This window comes from Shewanella sp. SNU WT4 (assembly GCF_006494715.1).
Taxonomy (GTDB): Bacteria; Pseudomonadota; Gammaproteobacteria; order Enterobacterales; family Shewanellaceae; genus Shewanella.
This window is the reverse complement of record NZ_CP041151.1, coordinates 1,541,749-1,560,500: the sequence shown is the minus strand read 5'-3', so window position 1 is coordinate 1,560,500 and position 18,752 is coordinate 1,541,749. Positions and strand designations below refer to the sequence as shown.

General features: G+C 45.3%; 18 protein-coding genes and 1 other RNA gene. 9 read left to right on the top strand and 10 right to left on the bottom strand.

Annotated elements, in window-relative coordinates; all coding sequences use genetic code 11:
- Window positions 1-36 precede the first annotated feature (36 nt).
- Entirely contained in the window at window positions 37-1,773 is a 1,737-nt protein-coding gene (locus FJQ87_RS07080) for a bifunctional metallophosphatase/5'-nucleotidase (RefSeq protein ID WP_140931889.1), read from the top strand.
- A gap of 110 nt (window positions 1,774-1,883) precedes the next feature.
- Here the strand turns inward: FJQ87_RS07080 and FJQ87_RS07075 are convergent, their stop codons facing one another.
- The gene (locus FJQ87_RS07075) at window positions 1,884-2,213 is read right to left on the bottom strand and encodes a GNAT family N-acetyltransferase (protein WP_140931887.1); all 330 of its coding nucleotides are present in this window, start codon (window positions 2,211-2,213) and stop codon (window positions 1,884-1,886) included.
- Window positions 2,214-2,409: 196 nt separating this feature from the next.
- On the opposite strand from FJQ87_RS07075, the gene FJQ87_RS07070 reads away from it, so the two are divergent.
- On the top strand, window positions 2,410-4,023 hold the full coding sequence (locus tag FJQ87_RS07070; protein ID WP_140931885.1) for an IS1634 family transposase: 1,614 nt from the start codon (window positions 2,410-2,412) through the stop codon (window positions 4,021-4,023).
- A 49-nt stretch (window positions 4,024-4,072) separates the two neighbouring features.
- Here the strand turns inward: FJQ87_RS07070 and FJQ87_RS07065 are convergent, their stop codons facing one another.
- From FJQ87_RS07065 to FJQ87_RS07055, 3 genes are all read right to left on the bottom strand, one after another.
- A complete protein-coding gene (locus FJQ87_RS07065; RefSeq protein ID WP_240778863.1) occupies window positions 4,073-4,579 on the bottom strand; it encodes a GNAT family N-acetyltransferase in 507 nt (168 codons plus the stop codon).
- Between the two features lie 92 nt (window positions 4,580-4,671).
- Window positions 4,672-4,950, bottom strand: a complete 279-nt coding sequence (locus FJQ87_RS07060) for an NrfJ (protein WP_240778906.1) — start codon at window positions 4,948-4,950, stop codon at window positions 4,672-4,674.
- A 158-nt stretch (window positions 4,951-5,108) separates the two neighbouring features.
- Window positions 5,109-5,333: a DUF3820 family protein gene (locus FJQ87_RS07055; RefSeq protein WP_276613161.1), complete on the bottom strand. Its 225-nt coding sequence runs from the start codon at window positions 5,331-5,333 to the stop codon at window positions 5,109-5,111.
- 389 nt (window positions 5,334-5,722) lie between these two features.
- Between FJQ87_RS07055 and FJQ87_RS07050 the strand changes: the two genes are divergently transcribed.
- The 3 genes from FJQ87_RS07050 (at window position 5,723) to FJQ87_RS07040 (ending at window position 7,887) form a co-directional block, all read left to right on the top strand.
- Complete coding sequence (locus FJQ87_RS07050; RefSeq protein WP_140931881.1) at window positions 5,723-6,466, top strand: AAA family ATPase; 744 nt, start codon at window positions 5,723-5,725, stop codon at window positions 6,464-6,466.
- Window positions 6,426-6,899, top strand: coding sequence for a ribbon-helix-helix protein, CopG family (locus FJQ87_RS07045; RefSeq protein WP_168195153.1), 474 nt, complete (start codon window positions 6,426-6,428; stop codon window positions 6,897-6,899). The genes FJQ87_RS07050 and FJQ87_RS07045 overlap by 41 nt, the downstream gene beginning before the upstream one ends.
- 139 nt (window positions 6,900-7,038) lie before the next feature.
- Window positions 7,039-7,887, top strand: coding sequence for a M90 family metallopeptidase (locus FJQ87_RS07040; RefSeq protein WP_140931877.1), 849 nt, complete (start codon window positions 7,039-7,041; stop codon window positions 7,885-7,887).
- A 2-nt stretch (window positions 7,888-7,889) separates the two neighbouring features.
- On the opposite strand, the gene FJQ87_RS07035 is transcribed toward FJQ87_RS07040, so the two are convergent.
- From FJQ87_RS07035 to aceB, 3 genes are all read right to left on the bottom strand, one after another.
- Entirely contained in the window at window positions 7,890-9,365 is a 1,476-nt protein-coding gene (locus FJQ87_RS07035; RefSeq protein WP_140931875.1) for an HDOD domain-containing protein, read from the bottom strand.
- Window positions 9,366-9,483: 118 nt separating this feature from the next.
- Window positions 9,484-10,803, bottom strand: coding sequence for an isocitrate lyase (aceA, locus tag FJQ87_RS07030; RefSeq protein WP_140931873.1), 1,320 nt, complete (start codon window positions 10,801-10,803; stop codon window positions 9,484-9,486).
- Window positions 10,804-10,867: 64 nt separating this feature from the next.
- Window positions 10,868-12,490, bottom strand: a complete 1,623-nt coding sequence (gene aceB, locus FJQ87_RS07025) for a malate synthase A (RefSeq protein ID WP_140931871.1) — start codon at window positions 12,488-12,490, stop codon at window positions 10,868-10,870.
- Window positions 12,491-13,685: 1,195 nt separating this feature from the next.
- On the opposite strand from aceB, the gene bamE reads away from it, so the two are divergent.
- Window positions 13,686-14,186 (top strand): outer membrane protein assembly factor BamE, encoded by a 501-nt coding sequence (bamE, locus tag FJQ87_RS07020; RefSeq protein WP_140931869.1) that lies wholly within the window; start codon window positions 13,686-13,688, stop codon window positions 14,184-14,186.
- Between the two features lie 185 nt (window positions 14,187-14,371).
- Here bamE and FJQ87_RS07015 read toward each other — a convergent pair whose 3' ends face one another.
- Window positions 14,372-14,704, bottom strand: a complete 333-nt coding sequence (locus tag FJQ87_RS07015) for an RnfH family protein (protein WP_140931867.1) — start codon at window positions 14,702-14,704, stop codon at window positions 14,372-14,374.
- 3 nt (window positions 14,705-14,707) lie between these two features.
- On the bottom strand, window positions 14,708-15,142 hold the full coding sequence (locus tag FJQ87_RS07010; protein ID WP_140931865.1) for a type II toxin-antitoxin system RatA family toxin: 435 nt from the start codon (window positions 15,140-15,142) through the stop codon (window positions 14,708-14,710).
- 183 nt (window positions 15,143-15,325) lie between these two features.
- On the opposite strand from FJQ87_RS07010, the gene smpB reads away from it, so the two are divergent.
- The 3 genes from smpB to FJQ87_RS06995 all read left to right on the top strand — a co-directional run bounded on the left by smpB (window position 15,326) and on the right by FJQ87_RS06995 (window position 17,378).
- Window positions 15,326-15,814 (top strand): SsrA-binding protein SmpB, encoded by a 489-nt coding sequence (gene smpB / locus FJQ87_RS07005; RefSeq protein ID WP_140931863.1) that lies wholly within the window; start codon window positions 15,326-15,328, stop codon window positions 15,812-15,814.
- 90 nt (window positions 15,815-15,904) lie between these two features.
- Window positions 15,905-16,259, top strand: a transfer-messenger RNA (tmRNA) gene (ssrA, locus tag FJQ87_RS07000).
- A 711-nt stretch (window positions 16,260-16,970) separates the two neighbouring features.
- Window positions 16,971-17,378 carry a GFA family protein gene (locus FJQ87_RS06995; protein ID WP_140931861.1) on the top strand — a complete coding sequence of 136 codons (408 nt, stop codon included), beginning with the start codon at window positions 16,971-16,973 and terminating at the stop codon, window positions 17,376-17,378.
- 153 nt (window positions 17,379-17,531) lie between these two features.
- Here FJQ87_RS06995 and arsJ read toward each other — a convergent pair whose 3' ends face one another.
- Entirely contained in the window at window positions 17,532-18,740 is a 1,209-nt protein-coding gene (arsJ, locus tag FJQ87_RS06990) for an organoarsenical effux MFS transporter ArsJ (RefSeq protein WP_140931859.1), read from the bottom strand.
- Between the last annotated feature and the right edge of the window lie 12 nt (window positions 18,741-18,752).

Below are 18,752 nucleotides of genomic sequence, written 5' to 3'. Positions count from 1 at the left end.
GCCTTCTACATCTCATTTCGTTCTGAGCATTTCTTCATGCGTTATCGATTATCTCTAACCCATATCAATGATCCCCACTCCCACTTTGAACCTAGCAAGGTGCAGTTTATTGTGGATCATCAAGGCTCGCCCGTACGGATTAGCTGTCATAGCGGTGGCGCGGCCAGAATTGGCTATCAACTCCAACAAGCCAGAGAGAAAGCCAAACAATGCCAGCAAGAGTTTTTGTTTTTGCATGGCGGCGATAGTTTTCAAGGCACCCTTTATTTCCGTGAATTTAAAGGGTTAGCAAACGCTCACTTGCTTAACGAATTGCAACCAGATGCCATGGTGCTAGGCAACCATGATATTGATGGCGGCAGTGCGCCGATTGTTAATTTTCTAAACACCATTAATTTCCCTTTACTGGCAGGCAATATGTTGACCGAGGCCAACGCCTCAGTATCTAGCTTACATGGCCATCCACGTCTATTTGATGTAGATCCACAAGATAATTGTGCCAAAGTGTTATTAAAACCTTTAGCAGATAAGCAGTTAGCTATTTTTGGGATCACGCTGACCGACATGGCTAAAATTGCCAATATCGACGCTGATACTCAGTTTTTATGCGCTCATGAAATTGCCCGCAATACCATAGCTAAGCTGCATCAAGCGGGTATTTATCACATCATAGTGTTAAGTCATCTTGGCATAGACGGAGATAGACGCTTAGCCCAAGATGTTGAAGGCATAAGCCTGATTGTGGGCGGCCATAGCCATACGCTGCAAGGCAATTTTAGTGACCTTGGGCTAAGCAATTTAGTGTATGGCGAAACCCATAACCGCACACCAATAGTTCACGCTGGCAAGTATGCTGAAACCTTAGGCATGGCCGATATTGAATTTGATGATAGCGGTAAGGTTATACTGCTTGAAGGTGGCAATTACTTTATGCAGGACAAGCAGTTGTTACTCGACTGCGAGTCACCGCTCAGTCAAGCTGACTATGCCAATGTTTGCGCTAAAGTGCATAAACACCCGCTAATGCTAGGTCAGCAAGCACTCACTAAAATTGATGAAATAGTCAAACAGCGCTATCAACCGGCCTTAGTTAAGTTACGCCAAGACATTATCTGCCAAGTTCCCCGCCCTTTCGTGCATAACCGTTTACCGGGGCGCGCGTTTCCCCATGGCAGTCAGTTAGCACCGTTAGTCAGTCAAAGCTTGTATAACCAAACCAAGCAAGACTTGGCCGTGGATTTTGCCTTACATAATGCCGGCGGCGTGAGACAATCATTGGCCGCAGGGCCTGTGTCGCGCGCAGATATTTTGGGTAGTATTTTACCCTTTGAAATTCCGCTGGTGCGTTATCACATTCAAGGTCAGTATTTACAAATGGCGTTAGAGTCCGCCATTAATGCCGCCACTAACAATAGTGTCTATGGCACTGGTACTGGCAGTTTTCCTTACACTTGGGGATTGCGCTTTGATTACGATGGCCGCTTGCCATTAGGGCAGCGAATTACGCGGTTAGAATATTTAAGTGATGCTGGCTGGCGCCAAGTTGAGCCGGATAATGCTTACACTGGAGTATCGAGCGCTTATACCGTTATGGGGAAAGAAGGCTACGATCCATTATTGCGACGGGAATGGCAGCAAACTGTGCCGAATATAACCTTGCCTTCGGCCTTTATCGACTTTTTAAAATATGCTGATTTAACCAGCCATGCGTTACCGACGGTTAACTATATTAGCCATAACGAATCGATACTGGTTTCAGCCATCAAAGGCTAATCACTCAATAAGGGTTAATCGCATCAGCGTATTGATAGATTAACTTATTTTACCAAAGCTTTGGTTTATAGCGCTTTGATTAATATGGCCTTGCTTACGCAATGCTTTGTTTACGAAATACTTTTATGTAGACACACAGCCGCTGCAGAGTCAAAGCTGTCATCAGTCAATCTTTCAAAACCGCGGCGATCAAAAAAGCTAGCGTTGTTGACATCGGCATCGACATAAACTGTCTCTATTTGCTGCTGTGTTAAGTGCTGCATCATGGCTTGATGCAGCGCAGTGGCTACGCCATGTTCACCTGCTTTAGTAAACAAAAACTGGATATAGGGTTTATCTTGTTTAAAGTACACACTCACCAGCCCTATGACTTGCGTTTGTTCTTTGGCAACCCAAGTGTATTGCGTTTGCAAATGCTCATGCCAAAAGTCGGTTGATATGCGCGCGTCCTTAACATAACTACCGGCTTTGCTAGCCCCTTCTTAATTTACGCTAGACAACAAACGAGCACGAAAGGCCTCAGCAATTAATGAAGCATCATCTGGAACCGTCATTCCGCACCTAATTTTCGATTTAAAAAAACTTGACGGCGATCGGCCATTCTGATCTATTACTACTTTTTGCAGGTAGATCATTATGCCCACTCCCGCTATCGCTATTCGTAACCTCGACCACCTTGGTTTGGTGGCTGCACTTTGCCAAGAACTCGGCATTGCTCGCATGATTGATGCGGTGCTCCCCAAAACGCCGCCCTACAAAGTTTCACATGGTGAAGCGTTGGTGGCGATGATACTGAATGGTCTTGGCTTTCATAGTTCGACCTTGCACATGTTCCCGCAATTCTTTGCCAACAAGCCTGTAGAGCGTCTGATTGGCCCGGGGATCTGTGCCGATGACCTCAATGATGACGTGCTCGGCCGCTGCCTTGATGCCCTCTTTGAGGCCGATGTCAGCACGCTTTATCAGGTGATGGCGGAACAGGTCGTAGAGCGATTGGAGCTCAAAAGTACGGCAGTGCACCTCGATATCACCAGCTTCCACGTCGATGGCGCCTATGACCAAACCGATGGCGAAAAGCTCGGTAAGTTGCAATTGGTACGTGGCTATAGCCGCGACCATCGGCCCGAGCTGAACCAGGTTATCCTAGAACTTATCTGCGAAAATCAGGCCGGCCTGCCCATCTACATGCAGGCCTTGAGTGGTAATAGTAATGATACCAAGGCCTTTGCCCAGACCGTACGGCGCCACTTGAGCAGTCTCAAGGCCGCGCAGGAGAGTCGTTACCTGGTCGGCGATGCGGCGCTGTATTGCGCTGATACCTTGCAACTACTGGCTCAACAGCAACAGTTGTTCGTGACTCGAGTGCCTGTCACACTCAATGAGGCCAAGCGGGCCGTGGCAACCATTGGCACCCAGTCGCTGGTCGCGCTGGGCAATGGCTATCATGGCTGTTGGCAAAGCGCCAATTATGCCGACGTCGCGCAGCGTTGGTTGCTGGTGCGCAGCGAACAGGCTAGCCACCGTGAGCAGCAAACATTAGCCAAAAATCTACTTAAAGACAGCACGCGTGAGCTGAAAGCCTTCAACAAATTATGTGCCCAGCGTTTTGCCTGCGAGGCCGATGCGCAGGCTGAATTAGCCCGTTTTGCTGCCAGCTTAAATCTGCTGCAACTGGAAGCAGAGGTCGTGAGTGAACCTCTCTATGCTGGGCGCGGAAGGCCGCAAAAGGGTGAAGTGCCGGTGAGCTACCAATTTCACATCAAGGGGTTAGCCGCAAGTAGCTTGGCGCGGGTAGCAGAAGCGCGCAACCAGACAGGGGTGTTCATCCTCGCGACCAATGATCACAGTGAAACGCTCACCATGGTTGAGCTGTTGGCAATTTATAAAGCCCAGCAAAACGTCGAGCGTGGGTTTCGCTTTCTGAAAAGTCCCGAATTTTTAACCTCCTCGTTGTATCTTAAAAAACCGGAACGTATCGAAGCATTGCTGATGGTGATGACCAGTAGCCTGATGATTTATGCGGCGCTAGAGCACCGGATCCGGCAGGGTTTAGTAGAGCAGAATCGCAGTGTGGCGGACATGAAAAAGAAACCCACGCAAAAACCGACAGCGCGGTGGATTTTTTTACGCTTTGGCGGGGTACACGAATACCAGTTGGGAGAAGCGCCACCTCAAGTTACGGGACTCACGGTGGACCAACAGATCATTCTCGACGTGCTAGGCGAACGCTATCGACAAATTTATTCCTAAATCAGGTGCGGAATGTCGGCTGGAACATAAGCGCAAATCTTAAAGGATGTCATAATTCAAGACTCATCTGAAAACTTGGGATAATCTGCCCGGATTTAATTTGATAGATTTTTTGTTGTTGCACAAATCCATGTTTACTAAATAACGGCCGCGATAAATAAGAAGCATCAAGGGTTAACTGTGAAAGCCTAGCATCTTGTCCCCAAGTAATCACTTTAGCGATTAATTGGCTGCCGACGCCTAGTCCTTGATAGGCTGGGTCAATATATAAACTATCAATATAGCCAAGCTCTCTAAAGCCTGATTCCACATTAATAAAACCAATACAAGTACCTTGCTCTTTCAGTACAGCTAACCAAGATTGGCTGCGAGATAACCTTTGATGCCAATGACGTGCTGAACGCGGCGCACTGGACCAAGCATTAATTTGTGCCAATGAATAACTTGGATGCTCAATCCCTTGTACTGCCTGATGAAATAACTCGCTCACCGCCAAGGCATAATCTTTATGGTAAGCAATAATGTAAAAATCTGGTGTCATTAATGCCACTGACATAACCCATCTACCTAGTTGAAGTATAAAAACCTATAGCCAAAATAAAAGCAGCTAAATAGCTGCTTTTATTAACTAGAAAACCCGAACTGAAATTATTGCTTGTCGATTTTACCGACAAATAAAATCTTATCAAAAGTACGGTTTAAGGTTTTGCTAGTAAAATCTTTCATCCAGCTTTGACCAGATAATGACACCACATCACCTTGACTCACAGCCACCTGAGGACCCGCAGCCCAAATACTCGTGTCACCTTGCTGTACTTGTACATAGGTATAACCGCCAGCATTCATGGTTTCAAGTACTTTGCCTTGATACGCTTCATCAGCAAGGGCTGACATTGAACAACACGCCATAACAACTGCAGCAAACATTCCAGATAATTTTAATTTCATTAGAGGCATCCTTCTGTGACTGACCCAATGACAGCCTTACTATGACTAAGCAATACCATATTCTGCGCAATCCCTGCAGTCACTTGCCACTAAAATTCTGTCCAGATCTCACATTCGCCAATCAGTTGGATAAATTATCAGCGATCAATTAAGAAGCCTTGAAATTGCGCTTCGAGTCCATTGAGCTTAATTTCGTACATTAACGCTAATTGCTCACCGAGTTTTCCCGGGGGAAACCCTTGGCGATGAAACCATACGAGATAAGGCTCTGGTAACCTTAATAATTTAAGACCTTTGTACTTACCAAAAGGCATTACCTGATTAATGGCTTCGACTAATTGTTGCTCACTCGCACCTGACACTGAATATCCTTAATGAAAAAATAACTTAGAAAATTTACAAATAACAAACATGCCTAAGGCAACTAAATAAGCATAAGGGAACCTAAGATAGTGGCGCTAATAGTTGCTGCAATTCATTCACTGCGTAGCTAAATAATACAAAACCATAGAAAAACATGGGGTTAATTAGACCAATCTCGCATGCCGCTTAACCGTCAGTATTTTGACTTAGCGTCTGTGGCAGCCAAATCATCGCCACCAGCGCTTATCCTTGACTGCGTCAAACAAAGCGAGATTGCCAAGTGTGAAACTCACCACTACAGTCAATAACAAGGAATATGACTTATCTTTAGACCCATTTAGCTTATCTGAAGCAGGCTAAGATCCCAAGTCGATAAAAGGAACTTACTATGATTATATTGGTTGGCGGAGAAAAAGGTGGCAGTGGCAAAAGTTGCCTAGCACAGAATATTGCCGTCTTTCTTAGCCGAGATTGCCATGCATCTGTCATCATGGTTGACTGCGACCCACAACGCACCACCTCAGATTGGATCCAAGCGCGTAATAATAACCCTGAACTTATCCCCATCAATTGCGTGCAGCTCTACGGTAAAATTCGTAACGATCTATTAAGTTTACAACAGCACTATGACTTTGTGATTATCGACTGTGGCGGCCAAGATAACTTAGCTCTGCGCGCCAGCATGTCGGTGGCGAAACATGTATTAATGCCACTGCGACCTAAACGGCGCGATCTTAAAACGGTATTGCACATGGATGATGTGGTGGCAACCTGCTCCATGGTGAATCCCGATCTGCATGCATGCTTTGTTATGACCCAGTGTCCCAATTTACCCAATCAAGCGGGCCGAATTTTAGAAGCCAAAGAAGTGTGCCGCACTTATGACATCCATGTGCTCGATGCCATCACTTACAGCCGCAATATTTATGATGACAGCGAAGAATCAGGATTATCTGTCATTGAAATCGACAAAGAAGGTAAAGCCGCAGCGGAAATTCGCGCCATAGTGCTGGAGTTTTTAGGCTTTAGTAGCACAGAAAGCCTGATTGATGACATCCGTAACAATAAACCCACGACCAATGGAGGCGCTTATGGGCATGGCCGATCTCAAGAAAGCCGTATCGTCAGCTAACCGTCAGCGCTTGCCGCCAACATCAGTCAGTATTGAAGACTTTATCGAGGAATCTAACTTATATGCCATGGGGCAATTACATGGCAACAATATGCATGTCAGTGCTATTTATGACAAACCAATACACAGTAAGGATATAGCAGCGATACCAGCACCTTTGCCGGTGCAACCACTGCGTTTAATCACGCCGTTAGCATTAGAGTTACCACTCGAAGTGAGTTTGCAAGACCCGCAAACACTGGCGAAAAACCGTAATGCGACTTTTAGTTTATCTGAGGATGCCATTAAACAACTGTCCATCATGGCCGGCGAGCAGCAGCAATCAAAGTCAAAAATCATCAGGCAACTTATTCAAGCCCATTATCAATTAAGCCCGCAGCAAAGAGCGCAACTCAGTGCGCCTTATCATGGCCTAAATGAGGAGCTTAATTAAGCTCCTCATTAGTAGTGTCAGCATGTATTAACTTGTACCTGTAGTCGTAGCAAGATAGCTATAACTGCTATTTTTATGCTATTTATAATCTATCGCTTAAGTCCCCCCCACTGCCATGACGGCTAATTAAGAAGGCGTTATGGTCACTATCACATTCTTACTCATCATTGCCCTTACGGTAATAGCTTGGATTATAACGGCTCCATTTCGTCAAGCGCGCGTTAGACGCCGCATTATGGCAAGGCCATTCCCTAAGGCGTGGCGCCAAATCATTAAGACCCATGTTCCCTATTTTTTCTGGTTACCAGCACATCTGCAATTAAGGCTAAAACAATTAATCATTCTATTTATTGAAGAAAAACAGTTTATTGGCTGTAATGAGCTCGTTATTACTGATGCCATCAAGGTGACCATAGCGGCGCAAGCTTGTTTGCTTCTGCTCAATAAAGAACAAGAAACCAATTACTATGACAAGCTCAGCACTATTTTGGTGTACCCGGAAGCTTTTATTGTCGAAACTGAACAGCTCGATGGCTTTGGCGTCGCCCATCGCCATAGTCACGTATTAAGTGGCGAGTCGTGGGAGCAAGGCAAAGTCATCTTAGCTTGGGCGAATGTACTCAATGATGCGACTCACCCAGGCATGGCTGGCAATGTAGTCTTCCATGAATTTGCTCATCAATTAGATCAAATCAATGGTAAAGCTAACGGCGCGCCGCAACTTAACAATGCTGCAGAATATCAATTGTGGTCTGAGGTCATGGCTAGAGAATACGCAGCCTTGCAGCAAGCGATTGCACATCAGCAAGCTCATCTCATCGATGCCTATGGCGCTACCAATGAAGCCGAATTTTTTGCGGTATGTACTGAAGTCTTTTTTGAGCAAGGCCATCAACTCAATGCCGAACATCCTAAGTTATATCAATGTTTACGGCGCTATTATCGACTCGACCCTTGTGAATGGTTACCAGAGTTAACCAAACTCTAGCATTATCTTTGATAGGCCAAATTCAAGCATAAATTAGCCTGTTGCCAAAACAATACAGCCCCTTGTATCTGCGATTCAGTTAACCCCTGTTTATTGTCAAAATACACTAAACCTATCACCTTATTTTCTAGCACTATGGCGCCTATACCGCAGCTTTTATTACGATGGCGATTGATTAATATAGCGAGTGAATTAGCTTTAAGGGTAATGCTTGCAAGAGGATGCAAATACTCATGCCATTGCTGAGATTGACCATAATACATCATGGTTTTATCTTCGATAACACGACCAATCAATGGGTTTTCGTCAATGGTTAACGCTAACTCTGCCTTAAGACTGCTGCAATCATCCCCATAGGCCATTTTGGGCGTCAAACCGCGCTTATCTTTAGTTAATAACAACACGCAGGCACGCTTAAGCCCCACGCCATCGACTAAGCCTTCGAGCACTAATTGCAAGATGGGATTAAAGTCAGCTTTAGCGCCAGCCAGTGCCGCTAACTGAGATAAAATTTGAATTTGTTTATGCTGGGCGCTGGCAACTTGTAGCGCTTCACTCTGATTATTTTTCGGGTGTAAACTGTCAATATTGGGCGCTAAATATTCCACTAATTCATTGGCGCCATATGCATGAGTTAATTTAATCGTGGCTTTTAAGCACTTATCTAAACGTTCAGTAAACTCATGAATATCCTCCCCTAATAACTCAGCGCATTGAATGATTAAGGCTTCGATCTCAGCGGGATTACCTTGCTCTAATGCGGCGCTCAATTCATTAGCCTTAATGATGCTTAAGGATTCAGGTGGACAGCTTTGATGTTGACTAAGCGCGCTTTGCAGCAAGGCGCCAAGTCCCCACTGCGTGACTAATCCAAGCGTTAATTGATTAAATCGCCCCCCGATCACTTCGCGAATAGCTTGTTGCTGCTCGGCGTCCGAGAGGCACATTTGTAGCTTAATGGCTAACGACTTCACTTCTGGCTGAGCGCTGCTCCAAAAAGCAGTTTCTCCCAAATGAAATAGCAGACTAGCAATAAAGACCTCTTCCCGCAGCGGCTCTTTTTGTTGCTGCTGCATCATGCGTCCTATCATGGCGGCTTGAAACGAGCGCGCCATTTGCCTAAGTAGCATCTGATACACTGAGCCTGTCACTAAATCTTTTTCAATGGTGGTGCTTAAAAGCTTAGCGGTTAGGCAAATATTGCGCATCACATCAAAGCCCAGCACCACAGCGGCGCGGCTCAAGGTGGTAATGGGTGGGCCACCCTTATGATAAGTAACAGTATTAACTACCCGTAAAATGCGCGACGTTAACGCATTATCATGCATGACACTGCGGCTGATATTGGCAAGAGGACTGACATTATCATCAGCTAAGGATTCAAGGCTGCGAATACTTGAACATAATGCAGGGAGTTCTTGTTCGCCTAGATAGTTTATCCAGTAATCGAGGCGATTTGAGGTGTGTTTTACTGGCATCCACTGCTCTACTATTGCATCCAAGTTCTATGAGTATAGGAAAGCCCAAAAAAAATGCGGCACTAAGGCCGCAAATTCACTTCAAAAGCATTAACTATTTCGATATAGAAACAAATAGTTAGAATTGTTGTTCTTCAGTTGAGCCAGTCAATGCCGTCACCGAAGAATGCCCACCTTGAATAACGGTAGTGACCTTATCAAAGTAACCTGTACCTACTTCTTGTTGGTGTGCCACGAAGGTGTAACCTTTAGCTGCGGCAGCAAATTCTACTTCTTGAACTTTTTCCACATAATGCTTCATACCTTCGCCGCGGGCATAGTCGTACGCCAAATCGAACATGTTGTACCACATGTTATGGATACCTGCTAAGGTGATGAACTGGTACTTATAACCCATGTCCGACAGCTCTTGCTGGAAGCGCGCTATGGTGGCGTCATCTAAATTCTTCTTCCAGTTAAACGATGGTGAGCAGTTATATGCCAGTAATTGATCTGGGTACTGGGCATGAATCGCCTCAGCAAAACGGCGCGCTTCATCAAGATCAGGTTTTGCGGTTTCACACCAAATTAAATCCGCATAAGGGGCGTAAGCAAGACCGCGAGAAATCGCTTGGTCAAGACCGGCATTAACGCGATAGAAGCCTTCGCTAGTGCGCTCGCCAGTCACAAAGTCGCGATCATACGGGTCGCAATCCGAGGTTAATAAGTCAGCCGCGTTAGCATCGGTGCGCGCAATCACTAAGGTTTGGGTACCGCTGACATCGGCCGCTAAACGCGCCGCCACCAGTTTTTGCACCGCTTCTTGAGTTGGCACTAAGACCTTGCCGCCCATGTGGCCGCATTTCTTCACTGAGGCCAGCTGATCTTCAAAATGAACGCCAGCGGCGCCCGCATCTATCATGGCCTTCATCAATTCATAGGCGTTAAGCACGCCGCCAAAGCCTGCTTCGGCGTCAGCAATAATCGGCAGGAAATAATCAGTGTAACCAGGCTTACCTTCATCAATTTGATTGCTCCACTGAATTTGATCAGCGCGGCGAAATGAATTATTGATGCGTGATACTACCGCAGGCACTGAGTTGGCTGGATATAAAGATTGATCTGGATACATGGTGCCAGCTAAGTTGGCATCGGCCGCTACCTGCCAACCAGACAGATAAATCGCTTCAATCCCAGCTTTGGCTTGTTGCACTGCTTGGCCGCCAGTTAAAGCGCCGAGTGAATTAACATAACCTTTTTTAGCGCCACCGTTCACTAAATGCCACAACTTAGCGGCGCCGCGCTGCGCAATAGTATTTTCAGGTACAAATGACCCCCGCAGACTCACCACTTCTTCAGCGGTATAAGGACGACGAACACCTTGCCAACGTGGGTTTTCTGCCCAATCTTTTTTTAACGCATCAATTTGTTGCTGGCGATTTGGTTGTGACTGACTCATAGACTTGCTCCTTCAGACTGGGGGATGGGCACGAACCGTTCGCGCCCATTAACTTGGTCATGCATTATTCGGTTAATAATTGGTATCCGGGTTCTGTTAAGAAATCTACCAGCTCATCTGAGGTAGTGATTTGTTCAAGCAGTACGGCAGCCTTAGTGAACTGGCCGCGAGTAAACGCTTCTTGGCCGACTTCTTCTTTAACCTTGGCGAGCTCTTCCACCAACATGGATTTAAACAGGTCTTTGGTGACTAATTTGCCATTGGATAATTGCTTGCCATGGCGGATCCACTGCCAAATAGAGGTGCGGCTGATTTCGGCAGTCGCGGCATCTTCCATCAGGCCATAAATCGGCACGCAGCCATTGCCACCAATCCAAGCTTCGATATATTGCAGCGCGATGCGCAAATTAAGGCGCATGCCCTCTTCCGTGCGCTCGCCTTCACACGGCGCTAACAGTTCTGCCGCTAAAATTGGAGCATCTACATCGCGGGTAATATGCAATTGATTGGTATGATTTTGGCCGATGTAATCGTTAAATATCGCCATGGCCGTATCAGCAAGACCAGGGTGCGCCACCCAAGTGCCATCATGGCCATTACGCGCTTCTAACTCTTTATCCTTTTTAACTTTGGCCAATACAGCTTGATTGGTTTGCTCATCTTTGGCCGGAATAAAGGCGGCCATGCCGCCCATGGCTAGTGCGCCGCGTTTATGGCAGGTTTTAATTAACAACCGCGAGTAAGCACTTAAAAACGGTTTATCCATACCAATTTGCTGGCGATCTGGCAGCACTCTATGACTATGGTTTTTTAACGTTTTGATATAACTGAAAATATAATCCCAACGACCGCAATTAAGCGCGACTATGTTGGAGCGTAATTCATACAGAATCTCGTCCATTTCAAAGACGGCGGGTAAGGTTTCAATTAAGCAGGTGCATTTAATGGTGCCGGGTGCTAAACAAAAACGCTCTTCAGCAAAGGCGAACACTTTCGCCCACCAGCGCGCTTCTTCATGGCTTTGCAATTTAGGAATATAGAAGTAAGGGCCTGAGCCTTTGCTCAGTAGGCGGCGATAGTTATGATAAAAATACAAGGCAAAATCCAGTAGTCCGCCAGGAATTGGTTTCCCTTGAAATTGCAGATGTTTCTCTGGCAAATGCAAACCACGAACGCGGCTAACCAACACTGCTGGCTTATCATTTAACTGATATAACTTGCCGGTTTCTTCATTGGTATAAGTGATAGTGCCATTAACGGCATCACGCAGGTTTATCTGCCCCTGAATCACCTTCTCCCACGACGGCGCTAATGAGTCTTCAAAGTCAGCCATGAACACTTTTACATTGGCATTGAGCGCATTGATGATCATTTTACGCTCAACCGGCCCAGTGATTTCGACTCTGCGGTCACGTAAGTCGTGGGGAATGCCACGGATTTGCCACTCACTATCGCGAATAGATCGAGTTTGCGGTAAAAAATCAGGCAGTTGACCATTATCAATCAGCAATTGTTTTTGTTTACGCACTTCAAGCAAGTGATCGCGCTCTGGCATAAAGGTCTGGCATAAGCCTTCGACAAACGACAAGGCTCCTTCAGTAAACACAGCATCAACGCCAGGTATATTTTTGCCAACAATTTTTAGTGCTGACTGTTGTTCGCTCATAGTCATAGATGTCGCCGTCATTGTTATACCTCTTAATACCTTAATTCATGAGTAACTAATGTAACTAGGTTGTTCGCAAGCTCGGCTTAGCTGCTAGCGCTTAGGTGGCTGTGCTTGGCGTGGTGGATATATCCACCTCATGCTAGTGGCACCTAAACCATGAAACTTCACCGCATTAGCAGCTCAACCTGCAAATGTTGAATTAGTACTAACCCTATCGCTGAATATTTGTTAAAGCAACAATCCGGCAACAGCATTAGCAATCACTTTACTTATGTGGCGTGCGAATTAAATTGGTAATACCAAAGAACAAAGGTGACTCAAGCATCTGTTTTTAATCAACTTTATTAAGATGAAAATTAAGGTTAAAACGATAGCGAGTGACTTGTCTGACAACTGCACCAGCAAGGAACGGTTGTTATTAAATCCGTAATATAATTTCACTGTGTAATTATATGATTACACTTATTTATGGGATATTTGAGGAGATTAGAGACTAAGGTGTTTAGGATTATCTCTAGCGGCAACTAAGTTATCTAACCTAAAACAATAGCTTATATTTGAATGCCCACACCCATCAATCAAACGAGCGTTTAAATCTTACCTTTACGTCAACTTGATTATCGAAAGGCAGCATAAGGCGCTGAACAGACAAAATGTTAATTTGCCAACATTCAAAATTTTATTGGTCAAATTGCAAAATAAATTAATAAATATGCAATTTTAGACTAAAGACTTAGTGCCGACGGCGGGTGTGGTTTATTTAGCCCAAACTAGCTAGGTCACAGTTACTGATTTAACATAGCGTCTGGGTTCTATATAAAACCATTGATTCCTTGTCAGATCATTGATCTTGCATAATAAATACATGTTAAGCGGCAGGATTAGATGATTAACGGCCCTCGATAATTAGCTCTACAGCGCCAAAGATTGGTATCACGATACTCTCATTCGCTAATCATACTTATTACTGCGCATAGCTAACTACTCAATGGTCTAGCAAGTGATTAGCCAATCGCTTTAAGCAGATGTGTAGCAGCCATAGCCTTTTACAGGCAACGACTTGAATGTCGGTAAAAACTAGGCAGCAATTTAGCAAGCTCAAGCAAGGCGCTAAAAAATCGCCTCAGTTTCAAGGCTTGATGCTATTAACCCTTGTCAGTCATACCTTTGCTTAGTTATGATTGAGGCCATTCTCGATAGCTTGCAGTGACCAATGATAACCATAAAACGTACCAGACAAGTATTAGCCCTGACCGTATTGAGCCTCAGCATCAGTGGTTGCAGTGTGTTTGATTGGCTAGTGTATAAGCCCGACGTTCCCCAAGGTAACTATGTCGAGCAGCAACAAGTTGAAAAGCTGCGGATTGATATGACCAAGGAGCAAGCCGAGTATATTCTAGGTCGCCCAGTGCTGCGCGATAGCTTTGCTAATGACACTTGGTACTATGTTTATCATTTCAAAAGTGGCCGCGATGCCAGCATCATTCACAAAGAATTGATTTTAAACTTCGATGCTAATGGCAACCTGAGCCAAGTCACGGGTGATTATGAACTGAATACTGACTTTGCCACCCCGCTTGAGCAAAGCCGCTTACCTATGACCAATAAACCGGCGTCTGAACCTTTGATTCCGCAATCTCGTGGTGATGCTAAACCACTGATTGAAGAAGAAAAGCCGTTATCACAGCAGTCTGTGACCACAGATAGTGAATAATGAATAGTCATGACTGAAACAATAAGGCCCGCAATTGCGGGCCTTATTGTTTGGTGTCTATCTACTTTACTGAGTGACAATCACTATGGCGGCCATAGTGTTTCAGCCACCCTTTAAGCGATAACTCACAGCAAATAGTCCTAAGTGCATCATTAACGCTAAAAGCTAATGACCAAAGTCATTGCTTAAAGTTTAGCGCCAGTAATCTTATTAAGCCGACCATCATCTTTGGCTTGCTCAGCGCGGCGACGGCGCACATCTTTAGGATCGGCAATCAAGGGGCGGTATATTTCTACCCGCATCCCTGGCACTAACAGCTCGCTAGATTTTACCATGCGACTAAAACTGCCAAGCTTCACGGTATTGATATCGATTTCTGGGAAAAAATTGACTATGCCGCTTTGAACCACAGCTTCAAGCACTGTGGTCTCACCATTGACCATCACACTCACTACCTTGGCTCTGTCTGGCAGTGCATAAATAACATCAACACTAAATTTATCTAGATTAGGATTCATAACTTACCTTGGATAGATAACCTTGGCCCGCTGGCTGAACGCTTGCACCATAGAACCGACTAACTCTTCAAATATTTTACCAAAAGCCAGCGCCACTAACGGGCTAGAAAAGGCAAAATCTAATTCAAACTCGACCTTACAAGCATCATCAGTCAATTCAGTAAATTGCCAATAGCCTTGCAAATGTTTAAACGGGCCATTTTCAAGCCTGAGTTCAATGCGCTTACCTGGGATCACTTGATTGCGAGTCGTAAAGGTTTTCTTGATACCCGCTTTGGCGACATCTACCGAAGCCAACATGGTTTTACCATCAAACTCAATGACTTTACCGCCAACACAGCCAGGTAAAAACTCATGATAAGACTCGACATCATTGACCAACTCATACATTTGCAACGCACTGGCTCTCACCAAGGCACTGCGACTCAACTTAGGCATGCTTATGTCCAAAATCCAATTGCTAATGCGGCCAATAGTTTACCATGCTCACAGCAAAATATACCAACCACACATAGAGAGTGGCGAAAAAGCCAGCAACCAAATTTTCAACCTAAGCCATTGCCTAAAATATTGTTATACTGCCAATTCCAAATTCACCCTCGGCGTGTATAATTGCGGTCTATGGCTAAGAATAACTCAAAAAAATCCGCTAAAAACCCACCAGCAACGATTGCTCGCAATAAGCGTGCAACCTTCGAATATCGAATCGAAGAAAAACTGGAAGCGGGTCTGTCTTTGATGGGCTGGGAAGTAAAATCTATCCGTGTTGGCAAAATTAACTTGTCGGAAAGCTTTGTGCTGCTCAAAAATGGCGAAGCATTTTTGCATAACTGCAACATAACACCCTTAAATACAGCCTCAACTCATGTGGTTTGTGACCCAATCCGCGTGCGTAAGTTAATGCTTAATCGCCGCGAGCTCGACCGTTTAGCGGGTCAAGTAGAGCGTCAAGGGTATGCCATCATTCCAATTTCCATGTATTGGCGCAACCGAGCTTGGGTTAAAATTGAAATTGGCTTAGGTAAAGGTAAAAAAGATCACGATAAGCGCGAAGATACTAAGCAGCGCGAATGGTCGATTGAAAAAGCCCGAGTCATGAAGGACAAATAAACCGCTTATTGTTCAGTTAATGGACAGTTAGCAGTGAGGATGTAATTCAGTAGTAGACATTTCAACTCAACGAGTTACACTTCAAATCACGGGGGCGATTCTGGATTCGACGGGATTCGCGAAACTCCGGGAGCATGTCGAGGGGCGGTTGGCCTCGTAAAAAGCCGCAAAGTTATAGTTGCAAACGACGATAACTACGCTCTAGCAGCTTAAGGCCGCTAGCCGTCACCCACACGTCTTGCACATGGGCAGTGGATCTGACGGTCATCTTACATCGTGCTAGCGAGGGAACTCTGTCTAGGGGTGAACCGCGAAATAGTACTAGGCTCACCGGGTGTCATCCTGTCTTTCGGAGGATAAACGGTTAAATAAAAGAAAGACTAAACATGTAGCGCCTTGAGCGTAGGTTTTTCGGACGCGGGTTCAAATCCCGCCGCCTCCACCAAATAAACCTAATAGAAACAGCGGCTTAACCTGATGGTTAAGCCGCTTTTTTATTACTTAAATATAAGGTGGCGACAAAGTGGCGACACATATTTAAAATATTGCTGCAGTCCGAAGCTATTGCACTTTCGTAGTGATAAAAAAGAGAGTCATGTTCTCCTTTCATTTATGACAGAAGTTTATTGATGATTGCTGTAATCTGCGGGTTGCTACAAATGGTAATCAAATTTGTTAACAATGTCGTTGAGTCGATCGCCCCCAAATAAACGTTATCTGATGTTTTATCTAATGTTTTAAGCGGAAAGCGCTAAAACAAATGGGTGAGTCACACACCTTTTTCCCATTCCCTGCCTAAAGCTAGCCCTTGCGTATTAGTGATTAACTCATGCACCTTCACACTAACTCGTGTGTGCCCAACGTTTAACCATGCTGACAACCTCATTACCCGCATTCCCCTTTTCGTACAACTCAACACAAATTCCAAAAACGGTGCGGCATATAAGCATTTTCAACAATAATAATGACCTTAGAGAACTCGCAGTTTCTGGCTTTTTTACTAGACGTTAGCTTAAGTCATTAACAAGGTTGGTTACGGCTTCCCTATGCCATGTTCGCCATAAACTGAGTGTTTGCCATGAACAGGCTGATTAGCATTGCCATGCACTGAATAAACATCAAACTTGTCGTGCTCAAGTACAGTAACGAGGTCTCAATGAACTACCAAGGTCAATGCCTATGCGGCGCTATTACATACCAACTGACAGCAAGCCCAATCTTGATTGCGCTATGCCATTGTAAAGATTGCCAGCGCAGTGCTGGCGCGCCGCTAGTGGCCTGGGCATCATTTTATGAATCATCACTGGTATTAATAAAAGGAGAGCCCAAAACCATTAATTCATCGGGCGCCGCTATGCGCAGTTTTTGCCAAGAGTGTGGCAGCGGTTTGTTTTATCGCAATGCCGACGTTATGCCCGGGATTGTGGATATTCAATCTGCAACCTTAGACGACCCAAATGCACTGCCGCCAATACTGCAAATGCAGGTTGCTGAAAGGCTTGAATGGATGAAGCACATTGATGAGTTACCTGAAGTGGATAGGTTTCCTGAAGATGATGCCTAAACTATTGCTCAGGTGAGCCAGCCAAAAACAAGCTGAAATAATTGGCGACCTCGCTGATGGTAACTAGCTTCAACTTATAACTCGCGCCTATTAGCTTAACTCGCATTCATGTCGATATGAGTTAGCCATCAAGTTTCGCCATCAAACAAGGACTTATTGCCGCGGCAATTTAAGGGAAATAATGGCGGCGACACCGGTAAATAGCCCTGAAATCACTAAACAGGCGGCAAGGCCTGAGGTTTGATAGACCCAGCCCGATAATAAGGTGCCAATTAAGCGCCCCAAGGCATTGGCCATATAATAAAAACCGACATCCAGTGACACGCCATCATCGCTTGCATAATTGACAATCAAATAGCTATGCAGTGATGAATTAATGGCAAAGAGCGCGCCAAATAACATCAGGCCTATGAGTAATATGGTGCGGGCATGAAAATCAGCTATCAGCGCTAAAGCGAGCAAGAATGGCACAGCCGTGAGTATCGCCGCCCAGCTAGCGGCCATCTTGCCATTAGGCAATTGTCCATGACTCATGCCGGTAATCCGCGGCGCTAAGCCTTGAATGAGACCATACCCCATCACCCAAACCGCTAAAAAACTGCCAACCGACCAATGATCCCAACCAAGATTAGCGGTAAGGTACACAGGTAACGCCACCACAAACCACACATCGCGGGCGCCAAATAAAAATAATCGCGCTGCTGATAAGCGATTAATTGCTGGACTCTTTGACAAAATATCAGTGAACTTGGGCTTATGTTTGGCTTTGCCTAAATCGGCCTTAAGGCTCACTAAGCTAAATACCCATACCAGCACTAATGCTAGCGCCATAGTGAGCACAGCCAATTGAAAACCCAAGAGGCTAAGTAAGGCGCCGCCCATAAAAAAGCCGACGCCTTTTAAGGCGTTTTTAGAGCCTGTGAGTATGGCGACCCAGCGATACAATTGCCCGTTCGCATCCGCTGGCACTAGCAGCTTAATGCTACTTTTGGCGCTCATTTTATTGAGATCTTTAGCTATGCCAGATAAGGCTTGCGCGCTCATCACCCACACCAGACTTAACATATCCGTTGGCACCAGCAGCATAGCTAGGGCAGCTATTTGCAAAAACAAACCAATATTCATGGTCTTATTTAGACCAATGCGGGCGCCGAGTACACCGCCCACGAGATTAGTGATGACCCCAAAAATCTCATAAAACAAAAACAACATGGCAATGTTGAGCGGGCTATAACCTAATCCATAAAAGTAGAGCACCACTAACATGCGCAGCGCGCCATCAGTAAGAGTAAATGCCCAGTAGTTACCAGTAACCACCCAATATTGGCGCATTTGCGCAGATAATGTCGTCAACATAGCCATCTTGTCCTGTGG

Coding starts and splice junctions, on each gene's coding strand:
- FJQ87_RS07050 (WP_140931881.1), top strand. CDS start 5,723: ATGATTATATTGGTTGGCGGAGAAAAAGGTGGCAGTGGCAAAAGTTGC.
- FJQ87_RS07040 (WP_140931877.1), top strand. CDS start 7,039: ATGGTCACTATCACATTCTTACTCATCATTGCCCTTACGGTAATAGCT.
- FJQ87_RS07070 (WP_140931885.1), top strand. CDS start 2,410: ATGCCCACTCCCGCTATCGCTATTCGTAACCTCGACCACCTTGGTTTG.
- FJQ87_RS07065 (WP_240778863.1), bottom strand. CDS start 4,579: ATGTCAGTGGCATTAATGACACCAGATTTTTACATTATTGCTTACCAT.
- FJQ87_RS07035 (WP_140931875.1), bottom strand. CDS start 9,365: ATGCCAGTAAAACACACCTCAAATCGCCTCGATTACTGGATAAACTAT.
- FJQ87_RS07060 (WP_240778906.1), bottom strand. CDS start 4,950: ATGTTTGCTGCAGTTGTTATGGCGTGTTGTTCAATGTCAGCCCTTGCT.
- FJQ87_RS07080 (WP_140931889.1), top strand. CDS start 37: ATGCGTTATCGATTATCTCTAACCCATATCAATGATCCCCACTCCCAC.
- smpB (WP_140931863.1), top strand. CDS start 15,326: ATGGCTAAGAATAACTCAAAAAAATCCGCTAAAAACCCACCAGCAACG.
- arsJ (WP_140931859.1), bottom strand. CDS start 18,740: ATGGCTATGTTGACGACATTATCTGCGCAAATGCGCCAATATTGGGTG.
- FJQ87_RS06995 (WP_140931861.1), top strand. CDS start 16,971: ATGAACTACCAAGGTCAATGCCTATGCGGCGCTATTACATACCAACTG.
- FJQ87_RS07010 (WP_140931865.1), bottom strand. CDS start 15,142: ATGCCTAAGTTGAGTCGCAGTGCCTTGGTGAGAGCCAGTGCGTTGCAA.
- FJQ87_RS07045 (WP_168195153.1), top strand. CDS start 6,426: ATGGGCATGGCCGATCTCAAGAAAGCCGTATCGTCAGCTAACCGTCAG.
- aceB (WP_140931871.1), bottom strand. CDS start 12,490: ATGACGGCGACATCTATGACTATGAGCGAACAACAGTCAGCACTAAAA.
- FJQ87_RS07015 (WP_140931867.1), bottom strand. CDS start 14,704: ATGAATCCTAATCTAGATAAATTTAGTGTTGATGTTATTTATGCACTG.
- aceA (WP_140931873.1), bottom strand. CDS start 10,803: ATGAGTCAGTCACAACCAAATCGCCAGCAACAAATTGATGCGTTAAAA.
- bamE (WP_140931869.1), top strand. CDS start 13,686: ATGATAACCATAAAACGTACCAGACAAGTATTAGCCCTGACCGTATTG.